General features: G+C 64.1%; 28 protein-coding genes. 3 read left to right on the top strand and 25 right to left on the bottom strand.

Annotated features, from left to right (window positions below; translation table 11 throughout):
* Positions 1–29: 29 nt before the first annotated feature.
* The 25 genes from queE to AC6JBC_RS04260 all read right to left on the bottom strand — a co-directional run bounded on the left by queE (position 30) and on the right by AC6JBC_RS04260 (position 21748).
* Positions 30–677: a 7-carboxy-7-deazaguanine synthase gene (queE, locus tag AC6JBC_RS04380; protein WP_498025593.1), complete on the bottom strand. Its 648-nt coding sequence runs from the start codon at positions 675–677 to the stop codon at positions 30–32.
* Positions 678–688: 11 nt separating this feature from the next.
* Complete coding sequence (gene queC, locus AC6JBC_RS04375) at positions 689–1381, bottom strand: 7-cyano-7-deazaguanine synthase QueC (protein ID WP_498025591.1); 693 nt, start codon at positions 1379–1381, stop codon at positions 689–691.
* Between the two features lie 45 nt (positions 1382–1426).
* A complete protein-coding gene (locus tag AC6JBC_RS04370; RefSeq protein WP_498025589.1) occupies positions 1427–1837 on the bottom strand; it encodes a DUF3617 domain-containing protein in 411 nt (136 codons plus the stop codon).
* 146 nt (positions 1838–1983) lie between these two features.
* Entirely contained in the window at positions 1984–2889 is a 906-nt protein-coding gene (gene hslO, locus AC6JBC_RS04365; RefSeq protein ID WP_498025588.1) for an Hsp33 family molecular chaperone HslO, read from the bottom strand.
* Between the two features lie 99 nt (positions 2890–2988).
* On the bottom strand, positions 2989–3918 hold the full coding sequence (gene argF, locus AC6JBC_RS04360) for an ornithine carbamoyltransferase (protein ID WP_498025587.1): 930 nt from the start codon (positions 3916–3918) through the stop codon (positions 2989–2991).
* A 102-nt stretch (positions 3919–4020) separates the two neighbouring features.
* Positions 4021–5214 carry an aspartate aminotransferase family protein gene (locus AC6JBC_RS04355; protein WP_498025585.1) on the bottom strand — a complete coding sequence of 398 codons (1194 nt, stop codon included), beginning with the start codon at positions 5212–5214 and terminating at the stop codon, positions 4021–4023.
* Positions 5215–5349: 135 nt separating this feature from the next.
* Complete coding sequence (locus tag AC6JBC_RS04350) at positions 5350–5748, bottom strand: flagellar export chaperone FliS (protein WP_196224308.1); 399 nt, start codon at positions 5746–5748, stop codon at positions 5350–5352.
* An 18-nt stretch (positions 5749–5766) separates the two neighbouring features.
* Positions 5767–7173 (bottom strand): flagellar filament capping protein FliD, encoded by a 1407-nt coding sequence (fliD, locus tag AC6JBC_RS04345; RefSeq protein ID WP_498025583.1) that lies wholly within the window; start codon positions 7171–7173, stop codon positions 5767–5769.
* A gap of 94 nt (positions 7174–7267) precedes the next feature.
* A complete protein-coding gene (locus AC6JBC_RS04340) occupies positions 7268–7723 on the bottom strand; it encodes a hypothetical protein (RefSeq protein ID WP_498025582.1) in 456 nt (151 codons plus the stop codon).
* A gap of 79 nt (positions 7724–7802) precedes the next feature.
* Complete coding sequence (flhB, locus tag AC6JBC_RS04335) at positions 7803–8939, bottom strand: flagellar type III secretion system protein FlhB (protein WP_498025581.1); 1137 nt, start codon at positions 8937–8939, stop codon at positions 7803–7805.
* A gap of 1 nt (position 8940) precedes the next feature.
* On the bottom strand, positions 8941–9723 hold the full coding sequence (fliR, locus tag AC6JBC_RS04330; RefSeq protein ID WP_498025579.1) for a flagellar biosynthetic protein FliR: 783 nt from the start codon (positions 9721–9723) through the stop codon (positions 8941–8943).
* Positions 9720–9992, bottom strand: a complete 273-nt coding sequence (gene fliQ / locus AC6JBC_RS04325) for a flagellar biosynthesis protein FliQ (RefSeq protein WP_066527003.1) — start codon at positions 9990–9992, stop codon at positions 9720–9722. Before fliQ ends, fliR begins: the two co-directional genes overlap by 4 nt.
* A 119-nt stretch (positions 9993–10111) precedes the next feature.
* A complete protein-coding gene (fliP, locus tag AC6JBC_RS04320) occupies positions 10112–10852 on the bottom strand; it encodes a flagellar type III secretion system pore protein FliP (RefSeq protein WP_498025997.1) in 741 nt (246 codons plus the stop codon).
* Between the two features lie 43 nt (positions 10853–10895).
* Positions 10896–11159 carry a FliO/MopB family protein gene (locus tag AC6JBC_RS04315; RefSeq protein ID WP_167302144.1) on the bottom strand — a complete coding sequence of 88 codons (264 nt, stop codon included), beginning with the start codon at positions 11157–11159 and terminating at the stop codon, positions 10896–10898.
* A gap of 84 nt (positions 11160–11243) precedes the next feature.
* Positions 11244–11582: a flagellar motor switch protein FliN gene (gene fliN, locus AC6JBC_RS04310; RefSeq protein ID WP_498025576.1), complete on the bottom strand. Its 339-nt coding sequence runs from the start codon at positions 11580–11582 to the stop codon at positions 11244–11246.
* Positions 11579–12463 carry a flagellar motor switch protein FliM gene (locus tag AC6JBC_RS04305; RefSeq protein WP_464787262.1) on the bottom strand — a complete coding sequence of 295 codons (885 nt, stop codon included), beginning with the start codon at positions 12461–12463 and terminating at the stop codon, positions 11579–11581. The genes fliN and AC6JBC_RS04305 overlap by 4 nt, the downstream gene beginning before the upstream one ends.
* 51 nt (positions 12464–12514) lie before the next feature.
* On the bottom strand, positions 12515–13162 hold the full coding sequence (locus AC6JBC_RS04300) for a flagellar basal body-associated FliL family protein (protein ID WP_498025575.1): 648 nt from the start codon (positions 13160–13162) through the stop codon (positions 12515–12517).
* 28 nt (positions 13163–13190) lie between these two features.
* Complete coding sequence (locus AC6JBC_RS04295; RefSeq protein ID WP_498025573.1) at positions 13191–15017, bottom strand: flagellar hook-length control protein FliK; 1827 nt, start codon at positions 15015–15017, stop codon at positions 13191–13193.
* Position 15018: 1 nt separating this feature from the next.
* A complete protein-coding gene (locus tag AC6JBC_RS04290; RefSeq protein WP_464789180.1) occupies positions 15019–15384 on the bottom strand; it encodes a hypothetical protein in 366 nt (121 codons plus the stop codon).
* A 56-nt stretch (positions 15385–15440) separates the two neighbouring features.
* Positions 15441–16769: a FliI/YscN family ATPase gene (locus AC6JBC_RS04285; protein WP_498025572.1), complete on the bottom strand. Its 1329-nt coding sequence runs from the start codon at positions 16767–16769 to the stop codon at positions 15441–15443.
* A complete protein-coding gene (locus AC6JBC_RS04280; RefSeq protein WP_498025996.1) occupies positions 16766–17338 on the bottom strand; it encodes a FliH/SctL family protein in 573 nt (190 codons plus the stop codon). The genes AC6JBC_RS04285 and AC6JBC_RS04280 overlap by 4 nt, the downstream gene beginning before the upstream one ends.
* A 52-nt stretch (positions 17339–17390) precedes the next feature.
* Positions 17391–18404 carry a flagellar motor switch protein FliG gene (fliG, locus tag AC6JBC_RS04275; RefSeq protein ID WP_498025571.1) on the bottom strand — a complete coding sequence of 338 codons (1014 nt, stop codon included), beginning with the start codon at positions 18402–18404 and terminating at the stop codon, positions 17391–17393.
* A complete protein-coding gene (gene fliF, locus AC6JBC_RS04270) occupies positions 18397–20136 on the bottom strand; it encodes a flagellar basal-body MS-ring/collar protein FliF (RefSeq protein WP_498025570.1) in 1740 nt (579 codons plus the stop codon). The genes fliG and fliF overlap by 8 nt, the downstream gene beginning before the upstream one ends.
* Position 20137: 1 nt before the next feature.
* Positions 20138–20497 (bottom strand): flagellar hook-basal body complex protein FliE, encoded by a 360-nt coding sequence (fliE, locus tag AC6JBC_RS04265; RefSeq protein ID WP_498025569.1) that lies wholly within the window; start codon positions 20495–20497, stop codon positions 20138–20140.
* A gap of 12 nt (positions 20498–20509) precedes the next feature.
* The gene (locus AC6JBC_RS04260) at positions 20510–21748 is read right to left on the bottom strand and encodes a sigma-54 interaction domain-containing protein (protein ID WP_498025568.1); all 1239 of its coding nucleotides are present in this window, start codon (positions 21746–21748) and stop codon (positions 20510–20512) included.
* 56 nt (positions 21749–21804) lie between these two features.
* Between AC6JBC_RS04260 and AC6JBC_RS04255 the strand changes: the two genes are divergently transcribed.
* From AC6JBC_RS04255 to AC6JBC_RS04245, 3 genes are all read left to right on the top strand, one after another.
* A complete protein-coding gene (locus AC6JBC_RS04255) occupies positions 21805–22080 on the top strand; it encodes a hypothetical protein (RefSeq protein WP_498025567.1) in 276 nt (91 codons plus the stop codon).
* On the top strand, positions 22077–22904 hold the full coding sequence (locus tag AC6JBC_RS04250) for a flagellin N-terminal helical domain-containing protein (RefSeq protein ID WP_464787271.1): 828 nt from the start codon (positions 22077–22079) through the stop codon (positions 22902–22904). Before AC6JBC_RS04255 ends, AC6JBC_RS04250 begins: the two co-directional genes overlap by 4 nt.
* A 214-nt stretch (positions 22905–23118) precedes the next feature.
* Entirely contained in the window at positions 23119–24600 is a 1482-nt protein-coding gene (locus AC6JBC_RS04245) for an OpgD/OpgG family glucan biosynthesis protein (RefSeq protein WP_498025566.1), read from the top strand.
* Positions 24601–24657: the final 57 nt, after the last annotated feature.

Below are 24657 nucleotides of genomic sequence, written 5' to 3'. Positions count from 1 at the left end.
TGGGTTTGGGACTTGAGGGCAAATGCTCCTCAGCGCAGCCCCAGATATTTATGTGATTGAAGGCTTAGCCGCCATATCGGCCGCGCCATGACCAGATCGATCGCCGCCTGCATGTTCGCCGCCGCCGCCGCGCTGTCGAGCGGTTGGATCAGCAGGTTATCGAAAGCCCAGCCTTCCATCGCCTCCACATCGGCGATGCTGTGGCCCCTGCCCGGCTGCGGCCAGACCAGTTTCAGTTCATTGCCGCTGCGTTGCACGACGTCGCTGCCCGCCTTCGGGCTGATGCAGACCCAATCGATGCCGGGATGTGCCGCGATCGTGCCATTGCTTTCGATGGCGATGGTGAAGCCATGGGCGTGGAGCGCGTCGATCAGGGCGTCATCGACCTGCAACATGGGCTCCCCGCCCGTCATCACGATGTAGCGGCCTTCTTCGCCCGTCCCCCAGAAGGCGAGCGCCGCGTCGGCGAGCGCCTGTGCATCGGCGAATTTGCCGCCGCCGTCACCGTCGGTGCCGACGAAATCGGTGTCGCAAAACTGGCACACGGCCTTGCGCCGATCCTCTTCACGGCCGGTCCAGAGGTTGCACCCGGCAAAGCGCAGGAAGACGGCGCGGCGGCCACTATGGACGCCTTCGCCCTGAAGCGTCAGGAACATCTCCTTGACGGCATAGCTCATCCGCCTGTCCTTTATGGCTTGGCTGCGTAGCGGGTTGGATCGGGCAGGCCCGCTTCCTCAAAACCCCTGGCGCGAAGGCGGCAGCTGTCGCAAAGCCCGCAATGCTGATCACCCGGCGCGGGATCGTAGCAGGACCAGCTCATCCCGGCATCCAGCCCCAGCCGGTTCGCCTCTCGCGCGATGTCGGCCTTGCTCATATGCTGAAGCGGCGCGTTGATCCGCACGGGATGCCCTTCCACCCCCGCCTTGGTCGCGAGCGCCGCCATGTTCTGGAAGGCGTCGATGAACTCGGGACGGCAATCGGGATAACCCGAATAGTCGAGCGCGTTGACGCCGATGAAGATGTCGTTCGCGCCCGACACTTCGGCAAGGCCAAGCGTCAGCGACAGGAAGATGGTGTTGCGCGCGGGCACATAGGTGTTGGGAATGCCCGGTCCCACCCCGTCCTTGGGCACCGCGATATCCGCGGTCAGCGCCGATCCGCCAAAGGCGGTGAGATCGAGCGGAAGGACGATATGCCGACGAACCCCAAGAACAGCGGCGATGCGCGCGGCCGCGTTCAATTCGACGCGATGCCGCTGATTATAATCAATCGTCAGCGCGACCAGTTCATAGCCCGCCTCACGCGCGAGGCCGCCCACGACCATCGAATCCAACCCGCCCGACAGCAGGACGACAGCGATTTTCCCATCATTGGCAATCATGGGCGCTCCGCTACCGCCACAGGCGCGCTGGCGCAAGCGGTGCGGTCAATGGCAGGCGCCGATGCGCCGTCCTTCCATGCTGAAGGAAAAGGGCGCGCCGCCCGCAATCCCCTGAGAGTGGATCTGTACCAGCCGGGACGTTTCGAAGCGCAGATCGGTGCGCCCGCCCCCTGCACCCGCGCAATCATAGCTGACCGTCAGCCGTTTGGCGCTTTCGTCGATCGTCAGCCTTTTGCAGTTGTTGCGGCCATGGCGAAGCTGGATCAACTGGCGAATATCGGCAAGGCAGATGCGGCGTATATCGCCCTTCCCGCCTTCCTCCGGCCGTTCGCGCAATTCCCATTCGCCCGGTTCCAGGCCCCTTAGCGGCGGTTCGGAAAGCGCCTGCGACCCGACCGGCGATGCAGCGATCAGTATCGCAATAGCCGCGCTCAAGACGTGCAGACCTGACGTCATTCGATAGCCCCCGTATTTCATCCCGAACTCCGGAGCGGCTCGCCGCGTGCATGGCGGCACGGCCTTCATGCACCCAAATCCGGCGGGTTGATAGCGCCAGCCCCCGCTAGCGCCCCAACCTGTTCCGAAATCGCAATAAATTCGTGTCAGCCTTGCGCGAAACTGTCCAGCGAAACTGGAAACAGACGCGAACAAAAGGCGCAATCTACCCCAATGACCCCGTTTTCATCAGCCATTTGGGCACGTTCTTCAGTGGGGAAACGGCCGATCACGCTGCGGATATGGGCCAGATCGCAGCGGCAGCCCTTGGTCAGGTCGACCGGGTCAGTGACGCGCACCACCTCTTCCTCATGGAACAGGCGCCAGACGATATCGGTCAGCGGCAGTGCTTCGTCAGTGAGTTCATTATCGCTGAGCGTGACAGCCAGCGCCTGAACATGTTCCCATTCGGGATGATCGTGCCGCGTGTGGAGACGTTCGCGGCCTACTTCGCCTTCGGGCAGATGCTGGAGCAGCATACCCGCCGCGAAGCAGCCTTGCCCCGCTTCGTGACGCACGGCGATCTGGACGACGCTGGGGATTTGTTCGGATTGGAAGAAATAATGTTCGGCCGCCTGCGCGAGCGAATCGCCGTCGAGCGGGACGATGCCCTGATAGCGCTCACCAGTCACCGCCTGGTCGAAGGTGATGGCGAGATAGCCCTTGCCGAACAGGCCGAAGAGCGTCGGGTCAGGCCCCAGCTCCGCCAACCGATCGGCATCGAATTTGGCGTAACCGCGCACTTCGCCGCCCTTGTAATCGGCGACGAGCAGGCTGACGACACCATGTTCGTTATGCGCTTGCAGCGTCAGTTGTCCGCCCGCGTCCTTGAGCGTCGAGCCGAGCAGTGCCGCGAGAACGAGCGCGGAGGCAAGTAGCCTTTCGACTGGCGGCGGATAGGCGTGGGCGGCAAGCACCTGGTCCAGCACCGGCCCAAGGCGAAGAATGCGCCCGCGCGCGTGACGCGCCGGAATGGTGAAGCCCAGGGCCTGATCAATATCGGATGCGTTCAAGACAAGCTCCGTTAGTCCCGGTGCAGGGCGGGAATATAGCGGCGGCCGGGCGTCAGCGCCCGGCCGGTTCGCAGCTAGATAGGAACATGTTCGGCAAACTCAACCAAGACGGCCCGCCGCCCAGAGCAGCACGGATTTTTGCGCATGGATGCGGTTTTCCGCTTCGTCCCAGATCAGCGACTGCGGGCCGTCGATGACCTCCGGCACAACCTCTTCGCCCCGATGGGCAGGCAGGCAGTGCAGGAATTTCGCGCTGGGCTTTGCCTTTGCCATCAGGTCTTGCGTGACCTGATAGGGCATCATCGCCTTCAGCTTTTCGTCGGCATGCGCCTGACCCATGGAAATCCATGTGTCGGTGACGACCGCGTCGGCCCCCGCGACCGCCTCGACGGGATCGCGGGTGAGCGTGATGCCAGCGCCCAAAGCCTGCGCCTCCTTGATGAAGGCGTGGTCGGGCTCATAGCCTTCGGGCACGGCGATGCGCAGGTCGAACTTGAACAGGCCCGCCGCCTCGATGATCGAGTGGAGGACATTATTGCCGTCGCCCAGCCATGCCCACTGGCTGCCCGGCAAGGCGACGCCATGTTCGACCAAGGTCAGCAGGTCGGCCGTGATCTGGCAGGGGTGCGACAGGTCGGTGAGGCCGTTGATCACAGGGACGGTGGCATAGCGGGCCATTTCCTCGATCTTGGCATGGTCATCGGTGCGGATCATGATCATGTCGCACATGCGGCTGAGCACGCGGGCCGTGTCCGCCACGGTTTCGCCACGGCCAAGCTGGCTGGTCGCGCCATCGAGGATCAGCGAGGTGCCGCCGAGCTGGCGGATCGCCATGTCGAAACTGACGCGGGTGCGGGTGCTGTTCTTTTCGAAGATCATCGCCAGCGTATGGCCAGCGAGCGGCGCGTCGGCGTCGGCTTGCCCCTTTGGCAGGGCCTTGCGCGCGGCTTTCCGATCGATGGCGTCGGACAGCATGGCGGCGAGCGCGTTGGCGCCAGCGTCGGAGAGATTCAGGAAATGTCTGGTCATAGGGAGCAAACCTCCGACCCGTTCGGGCTGAGCCTGTCGAAGCCTTCTCTTTTTAAGAAAGGAGAGCTCTTCGACAGGCTCAGGGCGAACGGTGGTTAGTGTCTAAGCCGCTTGTGCCTCCGCGAAACTGCGGGCGCCAGCGGACAGCTTTTCGATGCATTCGGCGACATGGCTTTCGTCAATGATGAGCGGCGGCAGGATGCGGACGACATTCTGTCCCGCCGACACCACCAGCAGCCCGTGATCGTCGCGCAGATGCGCCACGAAATCGCGCGCGTCGCTGCTGTCCTTCAATTTGACGCCGAGCATCAGGCCAAGGCCGCGCACATCCTCGAACATGTCGTGGTTCGGGATGAGCTGCTCCAGCGCCGAACGCAGGCGCGCGCCGATGCTGTTCACATGGTCGAGGAAGCCTTCGCCCAGCACTTCGTCCAGCACGGCCATGCCCACCGCCATGGCGAGCGGGTTGCCGCCATAGGTGGAGCCATGGGTGCCGAACACCATGCCCTTGGCTGCTTCTTCCGTCGCGAGGCAGGCACCGAGCGGGAAGCCCGCGCCGATGCCCTTGGCGACGGCCATGATGTCGGGGTTCACGCCATATTGCTCATGGGCGAAGAAGGTGCCGGTGCGTGCATAGCCGCACTGCACTTCATCCAGGATGAGCAGCATGCCCTTCTCGTCGCACAGCTTGCGCAGGCCGACGAGGAACTCTTGGGTCGCGGGCGTGACGCCGCCTTCACCCTGCACGGTTTCGACGAGGAAACCGGCGGTGTTCTCATCGACCGCAGCGGCGGCAGCTTCCAGATCGTTGAACGGCACGACGGTGAAGCCGGGCAGCAGCGGTTCAAAGCCGTCGCGCATCTTGGGCTGACTGGTCGCGGAGATCGTGCCCAGCGTCCGGCCATGAAATGCGTTGTCGAAGCTGATGATCTTGTGCCGGTGCGCTTCGCCATTCGCGTAGTGGTAACGGCGCGCGGTCTTGATCGCGCATTCGACCGCCTCAGCGCCCGAGTTGGTGAAGAAGACCGTGTCGGCGAAGGTCGAATCGACCAGCCGCTGCGCGAACTTTTCGCCGAGCGGCATGCCATAGAGGTTCGACGTGTGCATCAGCGTCGCGGCCTGATCCGCGATCGCCTTGACCAGCTTCGGGTGGCCATGGCCAAGCAGGTTGACCGCGATCCCGCTGGCGAAGTCGAGGTAACGCTCGCCACGCTCGCCGATCAGATAGCAGCCCTCGCCTCGCACCGGGCGGACGTCGCACCGGGGGTAAACGGGCATGAGCGGCGTAATCGACATGGAGGCCCTCCCTTCGCTGGGGCTGATGTAAAAAGTCTCAAAACGCAAAAAGGCGGCCCCCGCCGGGCCGCCCTTTGCGAGCGCTGCCTATACTAGGGGCGCTGGAGTGGTGCAAGTGCTGCCGTGAAACCGCGCCTAGCCGATCTGGTTCCAGGCGTCGGCGATCTCCGCTATGATATCGCGGGCCTGCTCTGCATGATCGGCCGAGCGTTCCTTGGCGCTGAGCAGCAACAAGCGGCGCGCTTCGCGGTAGATTTGGGCGAGGCCCATGGCGATGTCGCCGCCCTTGTCGAAATCCAGGCTGGATTCGAGCGCGATCAGGATCGACATGGCGCGGGCCTGCTTGTCGGAAACCTTCAGGCGGTCATTGTTGCGTTCGGCGAGCGCGGTGGCTTCGAGAGCGATCAGCAGTTCGTCGAACAGCACCTTGACCAGCGCGTGGGGCGTGGCGCCTTCGATCCGGCTGCCCGAATGCACGGCCGCATAGCCGCGTGCCGCGCGATTGCCTGCATAGCCCTGTTGAGAGTAGAACATCTTACCTGACCCCTGTTATCAATTATCGCTCTTGGTCCACATGGCGACCTGCTGTTCCAGATAGTTCTGCGTCGCCTTGAAGGCCGCCAGACGCTTGTCCATCTCCGAATAGACCTTCGAAAGCTGCGCCTGATAGTCGGTCATCTGGTCGTTCAGCTTTTCCAGCTGCTCGGTCAGCGCCTCGCCCAGCTTTTCATATTTGCTCTTCGCAGTGGCCAGCGGCCCGTCCGTCTGCTGAATCTTGTCGCGCACGCCATCCATCAGACCGGCGAGGCCAGGCTTCGTGTCCGACTTGACCGCCGGGTTCAGCATCTGGGTGATTCCGGCGGGGTCGGCGAGAAGCGCCTTGTCGAGCGCGGCGGTGTCCAGCTTCAGCGTGCCGTCGCGATTGGTGCTGACACCGATGGACGACAGCGTCGTATAGGTCCCGGTGGGCGCGAGCATGGCCGACGTCATCTGCGACAGCTGCCGCTTCATGTCGCGGATCGATGCCTCGCCGTTCAAGGCGCCCGCGCTGGACGAATTGCCCCCGGCCGCGGTGGCGGTATTCAGCGCCTTCATCAGCGTATTATAGGCGTCGACGAACTCGACCATCAGGTCACGCATCGACGTGGTCGGCTCGGTCGTAGCCAGCGTGACGTTGGTGCCCGGCGCGGCCTTGTTCAGGTCGATGCGCAGGTTGGCGATGGCGGTGTCGATCGTGTTGCTGCTGTAATGCTGCTCGACGCCGTCCAGAAAGATGATCGAATCCTTGGCCTGAACCTGACGCGTCATCCCGCCGGTCGCGCCATCCCATGTGAAGGCGTCGAGCGCCGCGTTTGCGGGCGAAGAAGTGTTGGTGAAGGTAAAGCTGTTCGCGTCGCCCGTGGCGCCCTTCATCACCAGGCGCGTACCCTGATTGTCGGTGATGACGCTGGCGCTGACGCTTGTGCCGGCTGCGTTGATCGCGGCGGCAAGATCGGCATAGGTCGCTCCGGCACCCAACGTGATGGGGACGGCGGCGCCGGTGCCCACTGTCAGCGCGAAGCTGCCCGCGCCAAGCACGGTGGCGGCGGTTGCGCCGGAAACGGGCGCGGACGCGATGGTCTGCGCAGAGGCAAGCTGCTGGACCTGAAGCTGCGCCGGCAGCTTTGGCACGCCGCCCGGCAGCAGGCTGACCGCCGCGATGCTGGGATCATTCGAGGCGGGCGAACCCGCGAAACCCGTTCCGGCGAGCAGACTGTTCAGCGCGTTGGCAAAAGTGTCGAGCGAACTGGAGGCCGATGCGAGCGCCGAAATCCTTGCATTGTTGGTGCTCTGGCGATCGGTGATGACCTTTTGCTTCGGGTCGCGGGCGGCGCTCACCAGGCTGGTGACCAGCGCTCCGGTGTCGATGCCGGACCCAATGCCGAGCGCTGTTGAAATGCTGCTGCTTACCGAGGTCATCGTCCGTCCTTTCGAGGATGAGAACGGCTCTAGGATGAAGACCTTTAGGAATGATTTTCATGGGCGAAGGAAGATCGCGCGCGGCGATCTTTCCTCAACCGTCGATTGAAAGCAGCTGATCCACCGTGCCACGGCGCAGATGCGCCTGCGCGGCATGGGCATAGCTTGCCTGTTCGGCGATGCGTTTGCCCAAGGTGACGGCGCTTTCGACCACTTCCTTCGATGCAGGCGGCAAGGGCACCAGGATCATCGGCGCGGGCAGCAGCGATTGAATTTCGGCCTCCGCCCCTTCAACCGTGGGTCCGACCGAGGCCGATCGCAGTTGCGCGAGGATGTCAGCCACGCGGGCATGCACCTTGGCATATTCCGCCGCGCTGGCGAGATCATCTTCGGACAAAGTGGGGTGCGGATCGCCGCTTTGGGGCTTGCCCGCATGCGGATCGACGCCCTGCTGCGCTGCAATCGGCTGGACTGCGGGCACGGCCGAAGGCGTTGGGGATGACACCCGATCAACCTGCGTTAAGTCGCTCCGCGAAACATATTCGTTCATGACGCACCATCCTAATGCGTCCCCATGAATATATTACGGCCAGCAATGCCTAAGATTTAGTTCACCGTGCCGATTTTTTCTAAAGCTTCTGACCATCGGCGTCGAAGCGCAGATCGTCGGGCACGCTGATGAAGGGCCGATCGATCTCGCTGGCCATCCGGTTTTCCACGCGGAAGACGAAGGCAAGGACGGTCGCGACCGCCATGTAGAGCCCCTCATTGACGATCTGCCCCGCGCGCGAGGTGAAGTAGATGGCGCGGGCGAGGTCGGGATATTGCAGCACCGTGACGCCATTCTGGTCAGCCAGCTCGCGGATGGCGGCGGCGATCGCGTCGCATCCCTTGGCGACCACGACCGGCGCGGCGTCCTGCCCCGGCTTGTAGCGCAGGGCGACGGCGAAGTGGGTCGGGTTGGTGATGATGACGCTGGCTTCGGCCACCGCTTTGCGCGTCGATCCGCTCAGCACCTCAAACTGGCGGCGGCGGATATGGCCTTTCAGCTCCGGCGAGCCTTCGCTTTCCTTATGCTCGTCCTTGATGTCCTGCTTGCTCATGCCGAGTCGCTTGGACCGCTGCATGATCTGCGCCGGGACGTCGATGCCCGCAATCAGGAACAGGCCGCCCGCCATGACGAGGCAGGTCATGATAAACATGTTACCCAGCTCCGACATGGCCGGGGCGAGGCCCGACGAGCCAAGGCCGATGATCGCGGTCAGCCGGTCCCAGATCAGCCAGACGCCGATGGAGCCGAGCAGCGCGACCTTGGCGATCGACTTCATCAGTTCGATGAGGCCCTGCATGCCGAAGATGCGCTTGAGGCCCGCAGCCGGATTGAGCTTCGACGCCTTCGGCGCGAAGGCGCCGGGGCGGAAGCCGAGCGAGCCCAGGATCGCTGGTCCCGCAATCGCCGCGAGCGTCGTCGCCAGCAATATGCCGCCAACCGGCAGCGCGATGCCTGTGAGCAAACTCATGCCGCGCGCGGCAGGCGCGAAATCGGTAATGTCCTCGCGGCGGAAGCGCAGCGCCTCGATCAGCATCTGGGAGAGGGATTCAACCACCGACGGCCCCGTGACCGCAATCCAGCCGATCCCGGCCATCACCACCAACGCAGTGGCCAGTTCCTTGGACTGGAGGATGTCGCCCTTCTTGGCGGCGTCCTGCAGTTTCTTTTGGGTGGGTTTCTCGGTCTTTTCGCCGCCGCCATTGCCGCCTGACATATCAGCGGCCCTCCGATATTGACTGGGCCTGATCCAGCCCGGCCTTGAGCGCGGCGGTAAGCCCCTCGCCCATCACCGGCGCGGCGATGGCGAGCAGGATCAGGCCAGCCATGACGGCGACCGGCATGCCCACGGCGAACAGGTTAAGCGACGGCGCGCTGCGGGCGAGCATGCCCATGATGATCTGCACCAGGATCAGCGCGAAGCCGACCGGCAGCGCTACGGTGACGCCTGCGCCAAGCAGCGATCCGCCAAACTGGACCAGATGCCAGACCGCGTCATTGCTCAGCATCGCGTCACCCGGCGGTAACGCCTTGTAGCTTTGCACGACGAAGCTGGCGAGCATCAGGTGGCCGTCCATGCCGAGCAGCAGGAAGGTGGCGAGGATCGACAGGAACGTACCGATCGCTTGCGTGTGCTGGCCCGAGGAGGGATCGACCATGGCCGCGAAGTTGAGGCCCATGGCGTTGCCAATCGTCTCCCCCGCGACGAAGGCGGCAGCATAGCCGATCTGCACCGCGAACCCCATGGCGAGTCCGGCGAGCACCTCGCCCATGACCAGCATGACGCCTGCGAAGCTGGCGACGCCGTCCTGCGGCAACTGGATCGTGACGCTGTTGAGCGCGGCCATGCCAAGCGCGAGGGAAAGGATGAAGCGCAGCGGCAGCGGCACGGAAGGCGCGCCGAACACGGGCGCCGCGATGAAGGCCGCGCCCGGACGGATCATGGCGATCAGCCAGATCCAGAGCTGCGCTTCCACATTCGCGAAGCCCGGCGCGATCATTGCAGCAGGTCCGGGATGCGTTCGAATATTTCTCGGGTGAAATCGGCGATCAGGACCAGGATCGACCCGCCAAACAGCACCAGCATCGCGCCGACGACGATGATCTTGGGAATGAAGCTGAGCGTCTGTTCGTTGATGGAGGTCGCCGCCTGCACCATGCCGATGAGGACGCCCGCGATCAGCGCGGGGATCAGGATCGGCGCTGCTGCGAGCGCCGTGATCCAGAGTGCCTGTTGGGCGAGGCCCATGAAGAAGTCGGCGTTGTCCACCTTCTATCTCCCTCCCAAGAATCCGTTCGGGCTGAGCTTGTCGAAGCCCTTTCCTTCTTCAAAAGAAGAGAAGCCCTTCGACAAGCTCAGGGCGAACGGTGGAGGGGAAATTGCCTTGCTCACGTCGCGAATGACCCAGCCAGCGACCCCATGGTCAGCGCCCAGCCGTCCACCAGCACGAACAGCAGCAGCTTGAACGGCATGGAGATGATCGTGGGCGACAACATCATCATGCCGAGCGCCATCAGCGTGGAGGCAACCACAAGATCGATGATGAGAAAGGGCAGGAAGATCATGAAGCCGATCTGGAACGCCGTCTTCAGTTCCGACGTCACGAAGGCGGGCAGCAGGATCGAGAAGGGAATATCGGCGGGCGATCGGAAGGCGGGCGCTTCGGCAAGGTTGGCGAACAGCTTGAGGTCCGTCTCGCGCGTCTGCTTGGTCATGAAGCCGTGCAACACCTTGCCCGATCGGCCGACCGCTTCCTCGATGCTGATCTGGCCCTTGCCATAGGGGTCGAAGGCCTGCGCGTTGATCTGGTCGATCGCGGGGCGCATCACGAAGAGGGAAAGGAAGAGCGAGAGGCCCACCAGCACCTGGTTGGGCGGCGTCTGCTGCAACCCCAGCGCCTGACGCAGCAGCGACAGGACGATGATGATGCGGGTGAAGCTGGTCATCATGAGCACGAGCGACGGCAGCACCGACAGCAGGCTCATGAGGACGAGGATTTGCAGCGACAGCGACAGCGAGCGGCCATCGCCCGAAATCGCGCCCATCGCGCGGGTCAGCGCGCCGCCATTATCGACCGGCGCTGCGGGTGCGGCTTGCGCGACCGCCTGCGCGAGGGCGGGCTCAGCCATCAGCAGGCCAACCGTCAGCGCCAACCCACCAATCAGCAGCGCCCTAGCGCGCACGATATGGGTCGCCTTCCGCGATCTTTTCGATCCGGCCGCGGGTGACGGACAGCAGGATCTTCTTGCCCTCAAACTCGACGACGGCGAGCTTGCCGAAGGTGCCGAGCGGCAGCGCCTCCAGCATCTTCAGCGACCGGCCATCCTGCCCCACCATCAGGCCGGGCTGATATTTGCGCCACAGCCACAGCGCGCCAAAGGCCATGCCGCCGACCAGCGGCAGGAGGATCAGAAGTTTGACGAAGTACCAGAACATGGGGCGCGATCCGCTATCATGGTTAATTGCCTTTCCGAATCAGAAAGATCGGCGCGCAGCAAGAGAAAAAGGCATTGAGCGCGATCAGCCGCGCCGTTCGACCCCGGCCAGACGGCTTTCAGCGGCGGCGATATCGACGATGCGGATGCCGTAGCGGCCGTTCACGGTCACCACCTCACCCTTAGCGATCAGGGCGCCGTTGACCATGATGTCGAGCAGGTCGTCGGCCTGGCGGTCCAGTTCGACAATGCTGCCCTCGGCCAGGTCCATGACCTCCGCCAGACGCAGCGAAGTGGAGCCAACCTCCACCGACATGCGGACGGGAATGTCGGCCAACAGGCGGAACTGGCGGTTATTGGCCATCCGGCTCAGCCCTTCGTCACCAAGACCCTCGATCCGGGGCGCGTCGCTCATGTCACTCATTGTTCAGGTCCCTGTGCTATCTTTTCGATCTGGAATGCGGCGCGGCCGTCCTGCTCGCCGATCGATCCATGGGCGACGATGCGGTCGCCCACGATCAGTGGCAGGCTGCGGCTGATGTTTACTGGAATGATGTCGCCGGTCTTCAACTGCATGAGGTCGGCGAGCGAGAGGTTGGGGCGCGCCAGCACGGTACGCGCGGGCAGGCGGATGTCGCGCATGCGGTTGGCGATGCGCGCCTGCCATACGGGATCGATGCGTTCTTCATCAACGGTGGCCTTGGCGCCCATGAGCGGCTCCACCGCGCGTAGCGACGACAGCGGAAACAGCAGGTCGATCGGCCATTCCTGATCGCGCGCGATGCTGAGCATGAAGCGTTGCAGCACCATCTGTTCGCCAGGCTGCGCGGCCGACGCGAAGCCGATGCCCGCTTCACGGATGATGAGGCCAATTTCCAACGGCAGAATATCGGTCCAGCTTTCGACGAGACGCCCGATCACGCCTTCGGAAATACGGCTGATCAGGCGGTCTTCGGTCGGCGTGAACTCGCCGCGTGCAGGCAGCGGGCGATTGCCGGGGCCGCCATAGAAGCAATCCACCAGGGTCGAGATCATGGCCGCGTCCATGCGCAGCAGCATCTGCCCTTTCAGCGGGGTGATGCGATAAACGCCTATGCTGGAAAAGGCGGGCACTTCCGCCGACCATTCGCCGAAATCGAGCACCCGCGCGTCAAGCATCGCGATGTGCGGCCGCACTCCGGAGATAGGCTCGATCAAGGCACGCAAACGCCGACCGAGCTTTTCGCCCAGCCGGTCTAGCCCGGACAGCAGCTGTGGTGTCTGCGATTCCCCGCGCCCGAGGGCGTAGGTCTGAACGTCGGTCATGATAGTCCCCTGCCCTAGTGGACGGGGGACTTCCCGACCTTTCAGGCACCCCTATTGAATAACGAAATTGGTAAAATAAACGTTATCTATGCCGCCATAACCCGTCTTTTGCTTCAAAATATCGTTTATGACGCCCTTTATGCGCCCCTGGAGCTGGCGCTTGCCCTCGGGCGTCGCCAGCATGGTTTCGGGCTGCTGCGCGAGCATCATCAGAACCTGGCTGCGAATCGCCATCTCGTGGGTCTTGATCGCCTCGATCACGCGCAGGTCGTAATAGGTCGATACCGCGACGGAAATCTGGGCGAAGGCGTCCGTGTCCGCCATGTTGGAGGTGAAGGGCGCCTGCAACTGGAAATAGGTCGCCTGATAGGCCGCCGGATTGGCGGGCGTGGGCAGATCGATGCCCTTGCCCGGATGCGCGGGCGCATGCGTGCTACCGCCGCCGCCGCCACCTTCACCGTGCCCTTCGCCGCCAGCCATGCCATGGGCCTTGGCGATTTCCTCGGCGCTCTCGCCCGCGAGGACGAGGACAGGCTTGTTGGGGTCTTCCTTCGGGCCTTCTTCCTTGGCGCTGAAGAAACCGGCGGCATAAAGCCCGCCAGCCGTTCCCGCACCACCCAGGACGAGCGCGGCGGCGACGAGGAGGATCATCTTCTTGCCCCCGCCCTTTTTCTTCTTCGCCTTAGCCTCGTCGCTCATCTGCCGGTCCCCCGAATATCCTTAAATCCTATGCGTACCGCGCGCGCGCCCTGTCATGGGCGGCAGGCTGCGCGTCTGCATGGTTAAGAACGGCAGGATCGCCGGAGCCTTTAGGGCCAAAGCCGTTATTTTCGCGCCCCTGCCAGCGATTTTGCTGACCCTGGGGCTGGCCCATATTCTGGCCGCTATTCTGCGCCCAGGCGGACGTTTGAGAGCCCTGCTGCGACTGTTGCTGCTGCTGAGACGAGGACTGATTGGCCGTTTCGGGGCGATGCGCTTCGGCGATAGCGGGCGCGCGTTCGACCTTCACTTCGGCGATGCGCACGGCGGCCAGCCCTGCGTCGAGCTTCAGCCGGTCGCTATCCTGACGCAAGGCCATTTCCGCCGCCTCGCTGGCGACAGTCAGGCTGACAGCCGCGCCATCCGTATCATGGCGGATGTCCACCTGCACGGCGCCCAGATGGTGCGTATCGATCTGGAAGCGGCCCTGCGCGCCATTGGCGGACAGCCCGGCGATGTCGCGGGCGAGCCCGTCGATCCACTGGCCCGATACGCCCATATCGACGACCTGGGCGCCAAGGCTGGCGGACAGGTCAGACGATGGCGAAGCGATTGGCAAGGACGGCGTGGTGCCTTGCGGCGCAGAGGCGGCAGGGACAGCCGGAGCTGCGTCAGAGGGCGGAGGAAGGATGGAGGGATCGAATGCCGTGTCAACAGGACGAGCCGACGCATCGGCTTTGGCATGAGCGGCGGCCGAAACCTGTTCGCCAACCCGCACGGATGCGCCAGTCTGGCGCGCGGCCACCTGTTCACGCACGATTTGCAGCAGGGCGATCGCTTCTGCCTTCACTGGCTTGCCATTGAGAACCGGCGCTGCTGCCACGGTGAGTTCGGGCGCTGGGCTTTCGTTTCCGGCAGTCGCAACGGGTGCATCGGGAACCGCTGACGGAATCTTGCCCTCACTGCGGGCGGCGCGCTTGTCAGGAGCGATCTCTTCAGGTTCGGGCGGCAGCGGCGAGCGGCCTTTCGGCGCTGGTGGCATCGCCCCCGTCATCGCGGTCATGTTTGACATGGCGGCGGTGGCTTGCGGGTTGTCCGCCGACACATGTTCTGCGGCGACTGGCACCGAAACAACCGACGGGACATCCGCAGCCGCCGCGACGGGTTGCGGCGCTGGCGCCACAGTCACGGCATCCTGCTGCGGCAGTTCAGTCTTCGCCTTTTCCTTGCGCGAAGATTTTGTGGGGGCCGGAGGAGCGTCCTGTACCACCGGACTGACCACTTCCGGCGCAGCGTCGTCCTTACGGATGTCCGGGCGCGGCTTGGGCAAGTGAAGGGGTTCGGCCATTTGTTCCGGTTGTTCCGGCGATGCGGCGTCAGGCTGAATGGGCGCTTCGTTCGGCAAGCCTGCCTCAGGCTGCGCGGGGAGACCGGCAGGCTCGACCGGTGCCGGCTCATCGACTGGCGCATCAACAGCCTGCTTGATGAGACCCAGCGCTCGGCCGGGCGGCAATGATGACGGCAAATCCTTGCCAGCGGCAACCGCTATGGCAAGCCCGTGCGGCACATGGCCATGCTCGGGCGCGGCCTCTGGCTGACCGATGTTCATAGGAAGAATTGGGGCGGTGGTGGCAGCATCCTGCCCCTCGACGCCGGGAATCTCGGGCACGGCGACCGCGGCATCCGGCCCGTCAATCTCCGGCAGGGCTGGAGACGCAACAGTCTCTTTAGCCATGGTGCCATTGAGCAGCGCGGCGAAGTCCGCAATTTCGCCCGGCGCGGCAGGCTGCGACGCAGCCGTGCCCGGCGACGCCGAGGAAAAGAGCAGTGCCTTCAGGCTGGAAAGCATGTTCATGTCAGACATCTCCTGTCCGCTGCATCCGGCGGTAGCGCGGCAAGGCCGCCAGCTTGTTCTCTCGCCATTCCTCCAGGTCCGCGCGGGCGCGATCCTTGAGCTTTTCGGCGATTTCGCGATCCCGATTGGCCACAAGGGTGAGGCCTTCTTTCGCCTCAACCTTGCGGCGCGCATCGTAGAGCGCACCATCCAGCTGACGGCCAGCCTGCTCCAGCCGGCCAGCAAGTTCCTGCATCGCTGCAAAATTCGCGCCAATTGCCATGCCGGGGTCGGAAAAAAGATCGCTCCGCACCTTGCGCAGCCTGTCGGCGTTGCGTTCGATGCCGTCAGCCTCGTCCTGAGCGCGGGCGGTTTCGGCAACGGCCATGGCGTGTTGCACATGGCGGACGCGCAGCACGCGCTGGCGGGTTTTGAGCGGACCCTTCACGCGCCAAACTCAGCGATCAGGGCGCCAGCGCTCGTGTCGAGGTCGATGCGGCTTTTCTGATCCTGCCGGATGAAGTCGAGAATTTCCTGGCGGCGCTGCACGGCTTCGTCGATCACCGGATCGTTGCCGGGGCGGTAGGCACCCATCAGGATGAGATCGCGATTTTCCTCATAGGCGGCCCAGAGGCGGCGGTAGGAGGCTGCGGCCATGCGATGTTCGTCCGGCACAACATCCGCCATGACGCGCGAGAGCGACTTGCCGATGTCGATGGCAGGGAAGATCGCCTGTTCCGACAGATGGCGTGAGAGGACGAAGTGGCCGTCTACGATAGCACGGGCGGCGTCCACGATTGGATCGTCGGTATCGTCGCCGTCTGCCAGCACGGTGTAAAGCGCGGTGATGGAGCCGCCGGTGCGGGCATCGACGCCAGCACGTTCCACCAAGCGCGGGATCAGCGCGAGGGCCGAGGGCGGATAGCCCTTCATCGCCGGAGGCTCGCCAAGCGCCAGGCCGATTTCGCGCTGGGCATGGGCGCAACGGGTCAGGCTGTCGATCAGCAGCAGCACCTTCTTGCCCCGCGCGCGGAAATATTCGGCGATGGCGGTGGCGCGGGCGGCGGCGCGCAGGCGCAGCACCGGGGGATGATCAGCGGGCACTGCTACCACGATCGACTTGTGCATCGAATTTTTGAGCTTGGTTTCAAGGAAGTCGCTGACTTCGCGGCCACGTTCGCCAATCAGGCCCACGACGACGATGTCGGCTTCGGCCCCGGCGATCATCTGGCCCATCAGCACCGACTTGCCGACGCCGGAGCCCGCGATGATGGCAATACGCTGGCCCCGCCCGGCGGTCAGCAGCGCGTTGACGGCGCGCACGCCAAGGTCGAACGGTTCGGTGACACGGCCCCGGTCGAGCACATTGCCCTTGACGCCGTTGAGCGGCCAGGAGCCGCCCGCGATGATCGGCCCCTTACGGTCGAGCGGCTGGCCCATGGCGTCGATGACGCGACCAATCAGCCCTTCGCCGACCTGCACCATATTCGCCTGGCTGTCCGGTTCGACGCGCGCACCATTTTCCAGCGGCACATCATTGTCGAGCGGCACGAGCAAGGTCTTATCACCACGAAAGCCGATGACTTCGGCCCGGCAGACTGTGCCGTCCGATGCGATCACCCGCGCGCCCGCGCCGATCGGCTTGCGGAAGCCTGTGACCTCCAGCATGCCTGCGTCGTGGCTGACCAGGCGGCCGACGTGGCGCGGCTGGCGGTTCTGCACCTGGAGATGGTCGAACAAGTTCTCTGCCTGTACGAGCGCGGCCTTGATCATGCCTTACCTTCCATGTCGTCCATCAGCGCGCGCAGGCGGGCAAGGCGCACATCCGGGCCGTCTTCCACCCAGCCGTCGGCGGTTTCCAGCCGCACGCAGCCGCGATGCATGGCAGTGTCGCCCACCAGCTTGAGCCCGATCGCTTCACCTTCCAGCATGGCTACATCATCGGGATGCAGGTGCAGCGCGCCCTTCTCGTCATTTTCTTCGATGAAGGCCGCGACCGTGTCGCAGCGCTGGACCAGCCGTTCGATGTCGATCTCGACCTCGCCCACGATCTGCTCGACCAGACGAACGACCGTAGCCGACAACATGGTGGACAGCATGCCGCTGGGCGCGGGGGAAAGCAGTTCCAGCGCCTCGGCAAGGCGTGTGCGCGCTTCCGCATCGGCGGAGGCAGCGTCGCCGACTACCCGGCATCCCTCGTCAAAGCCGAGCGTGAAGGCTTCCATCCGCGCCTGTTCGACCAGGTCCTCGTCCGTCATCGCGGGCATGGCATCATGCATGCCGCGTGTGGCAGGCGCGTCGGAATAAAGGCTGCGGAAGCCCCCGCTCCTCACCTGCCCCATGCCGCCCAGCGGAATGCTGGCGGCGTCAAGGCTGCTGTTTGCATCCCAAACCTTAAACAAAGTCGTTCCCCTTGCCACCCAGCATGATGGTGCCAGCGTCGGCCATGCGGCGCGCTGTGGCGATAATCAGCTTCTGCGCCTCCATCACCTCGGCCAGGCGGATGGGTCCGCGTTCCTCGATCTCGTCGGAGATAGCCTGAGCCGCGCGCGCCGACATCGCGCCGAATATCTTGCCCTTCAACATGTCGTTCGCACCCTTCAGCGCCACGACCAGCACGGAGCTGTCGATGGTGCGCATCAGCGTGCCCATATTCTTGTCATCCATGTCGATCAGGTTATCGAACACGAACATCTCTTCTTCGATCGTCTGGGCGACCATCTTGTCGCGCTTGGCGACGGCCTTCATGATCCGCTGTTCATTGTCCTTGCGGACGTTGTTCATGATCGCGGCGGCTTCGATCGTCCCGCCGCGTTGCGATGCCGCGCCCTGCTTCTTCGACGTCGAACCGCGCAGTAGCAGTTGCTCCAGGTCATCCAGCGCTTCGTTCGACACGGGGCCGAGCGTGGCGATGCGGTAGACGATCTCTTCCTGATATTCTGCCGGAAGCAGTTGCAGGACGTCAGCGGCGACCGGCGCTTCCAGATGAGCGAGCACAATCGCCATGATCTGCGGATGCTCCGCCTCGATCAGGGAAGCCACTTCCTTGGCGTCCATCCACTTCAGCATTTCCAGCTGGGTGGAGCGGGTCGGCGGCGTGATGCGCGCCAGGATGGTTTCGGCGCGTTCTTCGCCCAACGCCTTGGTCATCGCACCGCGGATATGGCGGGTCGCGCCATAGCCGATGGTGGTGCGCTTCTTCGCCTTGGTCACGAAATGGTCGAGCGCCTCATTGACTTCCTCGACCGCGACATCGGCGACATCGTACATCGCATAGCCAAGCTGGCGGACTTCGTCGGGTTCCAGGCGCGAGAGAATCTGCGCGGCTTCATCCTCATCGAACAGCATCAGCAGGACGGCGGCGGCGGCGCTGCCCTTAATGGCGGCGGCTTCCATGGTTTCAGCCATTGTCCTTCTTCCCTTCCTTCAGGAGGTCGCGGACGACAAGGGCGGCACGATCCGGGTCCTGCTTCACGAAGTTGCGAATGAGGTCGGCGCGCTGCGCATAGTCATAAGTGGAGGAGATCATGTCGAGCGTCACCGCCTGACCTCCGGCCGGTGCCACGCTGACCTGCCGACCAATCTCGGTCGAGATTTCGCGGCCGATCTTCTGGCCCTGCGCAGCCATGTTGGCAGCGGCGGCTTCCTGAGCAGCGGCGCGGCGCTTGAGAAGCGGGCGGCCGATGCCGAAGATGACGAGCAGCGCGACGGCGAGAGCAGACAGGTTGCGCACCAGAGGCGAAACCCAGTCAGCTTCGTACCAGGGTGCCTTCACCTCCTCGGCCTTGACGAAGCTGCGGGACGAAAGCGCCACCACGTCGCCGCGAGCCTGATCGAAGCCGACCGCGCCCTTCACCAGTGCTTCCAGCGCAGCGATTTCCTGTGCCGAGCGGGGCTTGCCATCCGCGCCATTGTCGAGCGCCACGGCGACCGACAGGCGCTTGACCGTGCCGACCGCATCGCGAGTAACGGACACTTCACGGCCCAGCTCGAAGCTGCGGTTGAAGGTTTCCTCGGTCTTGAGCGGCGCACTTGCGGGAGTAGCGGGCTGATTGGCCTGCGTACCCTGGCTGACGGCCTGACCATTGGGGTTGGTCTGGGTAACAGTCGGGTTGACCGGAGCCTGATTGCTTAGCGCGCCGGGAACGCCGCTCGCTTCACCGCCCGCACCCTGGCCGCGCGGGTCGGACGCCCAGCTGCCGGTTTCGGTGCGCAGGCGCGCTTCGTCCTGCGGATAGGTTTCACGGGTCGCCTGACGCTCTGCGAAGTTCAGTTCGGCACGCACTTCGGTCGAGAATTTGCCTTCGCCCAGGATCGGGGTGAGCAGCGCGATCACCGACTGGCGATAGCGATCCTCGATTTTGCCCTGGACCGCGAGTTGGCGGTCGTCAGCGGCATTGCCGTCATTATTGCTGAGCAGGCGGCCATTCTGATCGACCAGCGAAATCTGATCGGGGCTGAGTTCCGGCACCGACGAGGCGACGAGGTGGACGATGGCGCTCACCTGCGCGTCGGTCAGCGTGCGGCCCGAAGCCAGACGCAGCATCACCGAAGCCGAAGGTTTGGCCCGTTCGCGCAGGAACACGCTGGGCGGTTCGACGGCGAGGTGGACCTTGGCGCTTTCAACGCTGTCGATTGCTTCGATCGTGCGGGCGAGATCCATTTCGCGGGCCGAACGGAGCTTTTCGCCCTCGACGGCGCGGCTTGCGCCCATCGGCAGGCTGTCGATCATGCTGTTGCCGTCGGGCGCGCTCTTGGGCAGGCCCTGCGCGGCGAGCATCATCTTCGCCTTGAAATAATCATCCTCGGCCACGGTCATCGCGCCCGATTTGTCGAAATCATAGGCCAGACCACTCTGGTCGAGCACCTGAGCGACCGCCGACTTGTCCGCGTCGGGCAGGCCACGAAACAGGTCGCGCTGCGGCGGTTCGCGCAGCGCCAGCCAGGCAGCACCGGCCGTCGCGACGACGCCCAGCAAGCCCAGCAGCGGCAGGCTCTTCGCCACCGCAGGCTGCTTGATGAAGCCGGTGAAGCGCGCCTTTAGCGCGTCGGGGTTCATGCCACCGCCCAGAGCCGGGGCGCTAGTGGCGGGGAGAGCGGCAGCGCCGCCAACGGAGGGGGTGAGTGCGTTCTCGCTCATATTACACCGGCATGCTCATAATGTCCTTGTAAGCGGACAGGAGTTTGTTGCGGACCTGAAGGGTCGCTTCGAAGCTGACCGACGCCTGCTGCTTGGCCAGCATGACGGCGGCGATGTCAGTCGTTTCGCCGCGCTCGAAGGCGGAAGCCGCCTCGCCCGCCTGGCTTTGCAGGCCGTTCACCTGCTGGAGCGCGGAATTGAGCGCTTCGGTAAAGCCGCCGGGTTTCGTACCCTCGGCTCCGCCCACCCCCGCGCCGCCGCCGACCGTACCGGTCTGGGCGACGTCGCGGAGAGCCGCGTTTTTCTGAAGGATGGCGCTGCGGATGGCCATCACGCTGTCAGTCGGGGAAATGCCGGTCATACCTTACCTCCCTCAAGCCGCTGCAAGTTCGCGCATTTCGGCGAGCCGATAGCGCAGGGTGCGTTCTGAAATGCCAAGCTTGCGGGCGGCGGCGGCGCGGTGGCCGTCCGTCTCACGCAGTGCGGCGCGGATCGCGTCCAGCTTCGACTGGCGAGCGACGTCGCGCAGGCGGACTGGCTCAACCGGAGCAGGCGCGCCCACGACACGCAGCTGCGGCGCACCGGCGATATGAAGGTCATCTGCGTCGATCCGCTCCCCATCGCGCAGCACGATGGCGCGCTGAAGCACATTGCCCAACTCACGGGCATTGCCCGGCCATACATGAGCGGCGAGCTTTTCCAGCGCGGCGGCGGTCGGCCAGACGAAATCCTGATGACGCAGCAGCATGGCGGCGGCGATCGCGGTCACGTCGCCAGCACGCTCGGCCAGCGGGCGCAGCTCCAGCGGCATGACATTGAGGCGCCAGTAAAGGTCTTCACGGAAGCGCCCAGCGGCGACTTCGGCGGCGAGGTCACGGTTGCAGGCGGCGATGATGCGGACATTGACCGGCACTGGATGGGTTGCGCCGACGGGCAAGATTTCGCCTTCCTGAAGAGCGCGGAGCAGCTTCGCCTGAAGCGGCAGCGGCAGTTCGGCGATCTCGTCGAGGAACAGCGTGCCGCCATCAGCGGCGAGGAACAGGCCGTCCGAAGCATTGGCCGCGCCGGTGAAGCTGCCCTTCTTATGACCGAACAGCATCGCTTCCATCATGGTCTCGGGAAGCGCGGCGCAGTTGACGGCGATGAAGTCGTGCGAAATGCGGCCCGACTGCGCATGAAGGAAGCGCGCCATGCCTTCCTTGCCCGTGCCGGTATCACCCTGGATCAGGACGGTGGCATCGCTGCGGGCGACCCGGCCCGCCAGCGTCATCAGGCGGGTGCTGGCAGCGTCGCCCACCGCCGGGATGCTTGCCGGGCGTGCCAGCTCGGCGATCAGGGCGAAGGAGAAAGCCATGTCTTCAAGGCCGAACGCCACGCGTGCGGGCAGGCCGTTGGCGGCAGGCACCAGCGAAGGCTGGCCGTCGACCAGGTTGATCAGGATGTCGCGATGGGTAGCGTGGCCGATCTCGGTTGCCAGAAGGACGCGGCGGTCATCCCGTTCACGCGGGCTCTGCGCATCGACGATCCGTACCATGTAGAAGGCATTTTCCAGCCAGTGCTGCAAGCCCGGAACGAGCGCGCAGACTCCTCGGCTGACGTCAAGCGATGCCATGAAAATCCCCAATCATTTTGGCCGGATTGTGCCCCCGCACGTTCCAACCCCCTTCGATGTCCGACAAATGCCCTTCGCATGGTTATCATCTGGTTAATGCGGCAATAACCTTGCCGGTTGGCGGCAATTTTCTTCCGCTTTCCGGCCGCCCGAAGTCGGCTTCTATAGGACGCGCCCGCGTGAAAGCCTTGATTTCCGGGATTTTTCAACTTTTCTCAAAAAAAATCGCGCTCAGCCCTAAAAGCTTTTTTCCGCGTGCCGTTATCCCCTTTCGAGGCCGCAAGCAGCCTGATGGCAGCGACCTGATAGGACATAGAAAGGGAATATCATGACTGTTATCGGAACCAACTCTTCTGCTCTGCGCGCCGCCAACGCTTCGGCTCTCGCCGGCAAGGCACTGAGCACCGCGATGGAACGCCTGTCGAGCGGCAAGCGCATCAACAGCGCCAAGGACGACGCAGCCGGTCTGGCAATCGCCTCGCAGATGACCTCGCAGATCAAGGGCATGACCCAGGGCATCCGCAACGCCAACGACGGCATCAGCCTGGCGCAGACCGCTGAAGGCGCGCTGGGCGAAGTCGCCAACATGCTGCAGCGCATCCGCGAACTGGCTGTCCAGTCGAAGTCGGAAACCTACTCGGCGACCGACCGCACCAACCTGAACGCTGAAGCGACCGCACTGAAGACGCAGATCACCAGCGTCCTCGCCACGACCGAATTCAACGGCGTCCGCATCTTCAACAGCGCAGCTGGCGCAACCTACACCGCCAAGGCTGGCGACGTCGATATCCAGGCTGGCGCAAATTCCGGCGACGTCGTGAACATCGCCTTCGCCGCACTGACCAACCTGGCTTCTTCGGACGTCAGCACGACGACCGGCGCTGCCACGGCCCTGACCGACGTGGATACGATGTTGAAGGACGTCGCCACGACCCGCGCTTCGCTCGGCGCTGCGCAGAACCAGCTGGAATCCACGGTCAATGGCCTGACCAACAACATCACCAACCTCTCCGACGCCAAGAGCCGCATCGAAGACGCCGACTTCTCGGCCGAAACGACCGCCCTCGCCAAGGCGCAGATCCTGAACCAGGCTTCGACCGCGATGCTCGCCCAGGCGAACCAGAGCCAGCAGAACGTCCTGAAGCTGATCCAGTAAACCGGTTCAGCACCTCAAATTGACAGGCGGGGTATTGGTCACCTGACAGCCAGTCACGGGAACCCGGCGCATCAACAGTCCCCACCGCGCCGGGCAACCAACCTTCGATCGAACGGCCAGCATATCGAAGCCTCCGTCCCCCCGGGCGGAGGCTTCACCGCATTTTGGGTGGCTTAGGCTTGCAATGTTCAGCCATGCGCCCATCATTACGGCCATGATGAAGATTGACCGGCGCGCGATGATCGCCGCCTCAGGCGCTACGCTCTTCCTCCCGGGATCGGCCCTTGCCCAGGGTCGCGAGCGCTTTTCATGGGAAATGGTGATCGCCCGCGCCCAGCGCCTCGCGCGGCAGCCTTATAGGGAAACGCCGCATCATCCCGGCGCCCGCAAGGTCGACTATGATGCCCTCTACAAGGCGCGCTTCCGGGAAGACCGGACCATCTGGGGCAATTTGCCCGGCGACACCGGGGTGCAGCTTTTCCCGCTCAGCGCCTCGGCCGAACAGCCGGTCGAAATCGAGCTGGTCGAAAATGGCCGCGCCGTCCCGCTGCGTTATGACCCCACGATGTTCGACGCGCCCGCCGACAATGCGGTGCAACAGCTTGGGCCGGACGCTGGCTATGCCGGGTTTCGCGTCATGAATGCGGCGCGCAATGGCGACTGGCTGTCCTTCCTCGGGGCCAGCTATTTCCGCTCCCCCGGCGCGACCAAGCAGTTCGGCCTGTCCGCCCGTGCGATCGCCATCAACACCAGCATCCAGGGCAAGGAGGAATTCCCTCGCTTCACCCATTTCTGGCTGGAGCGTACCGGGCGTAGCAGCATCACCATCTATGCCCTGCTCGACGGCGCCTCCATCACGGGAGCCTATCGCTTCGTAAGCGAGCTGACCCCACAGGGCGTGCGGCAGGATGTGGACACTGCCCTGTTCCCCCGTCGCGCAATTGCCGAACTGGGGCTGATGCCGATGACCAGCATGTTCTGGTATGATCAGGCAAGCCGCGCGTCCCGCACCGACTGGCGCCCGGAAATCCATGATTCCGACCTGCTCGCGATCGGCAGCACTGATGGGACGACCCATGCGCGTCCGCTTATCAATCCGTCCGCCCCGCGCGTCGATGCCTTTGCCGAACGCAATCCTCAGGGCTTCGGCCTGATGCAGCGGGACCGGAATTTCGACCATTATCAGGATGACGGCGTTTTCTACGAGCGCCGTCCCTCGCTATGGGCATCTTCGCGCAAACCATTGGGTGCCGGGCAAGTGCGGCTCTACGAATTTCCCACCACCAGCGAATATGTCGATAATGTCTGCGCTTATTGGACCCCGGCGGCGGCGGTGCGCGCGGGCAGCAGGATCGACGCCAGCTACCGGCTGGACTGGTCCTCCGCGAGTGGACCGGCAAAGAGCGGCGCGGTGCTCGCCAATATATGGACCGGACAGGCTAATGAAGCGGGCGTGGACCGCCTGATCCTCGACTTTTCCGGCGTCCAACAAGATGCGCGGCCGGACATCTGGGTCGATACGGCAGGCGCCGCGTTGGTCAGGAAAGGAGGTTATCCCGTCCTACATCAGCCCGGCCTCTTCCGTGTCGCCCTCGATCTGCGGCGGGATGGCGGCAAAGCGGCCGATATCCGGGTCCAGCTTCGCTCCGGCAATACCGCGCTCAGCGAATATGTGCATTATCCGCTAGGCGCGTGAAGAAACCGGCGGAGACCGGGCGCATTGCGTCCGTTACGATGACAGAACGGAAACACA

The organism is Sphingobium sp. RC1, from assembly GCF_059738765.1.
The sequence above is the reverse complement of the archived record's forward strand: the minus strand, read 5'-3'. Positions and strand labels throughout refer to the sequence as shown.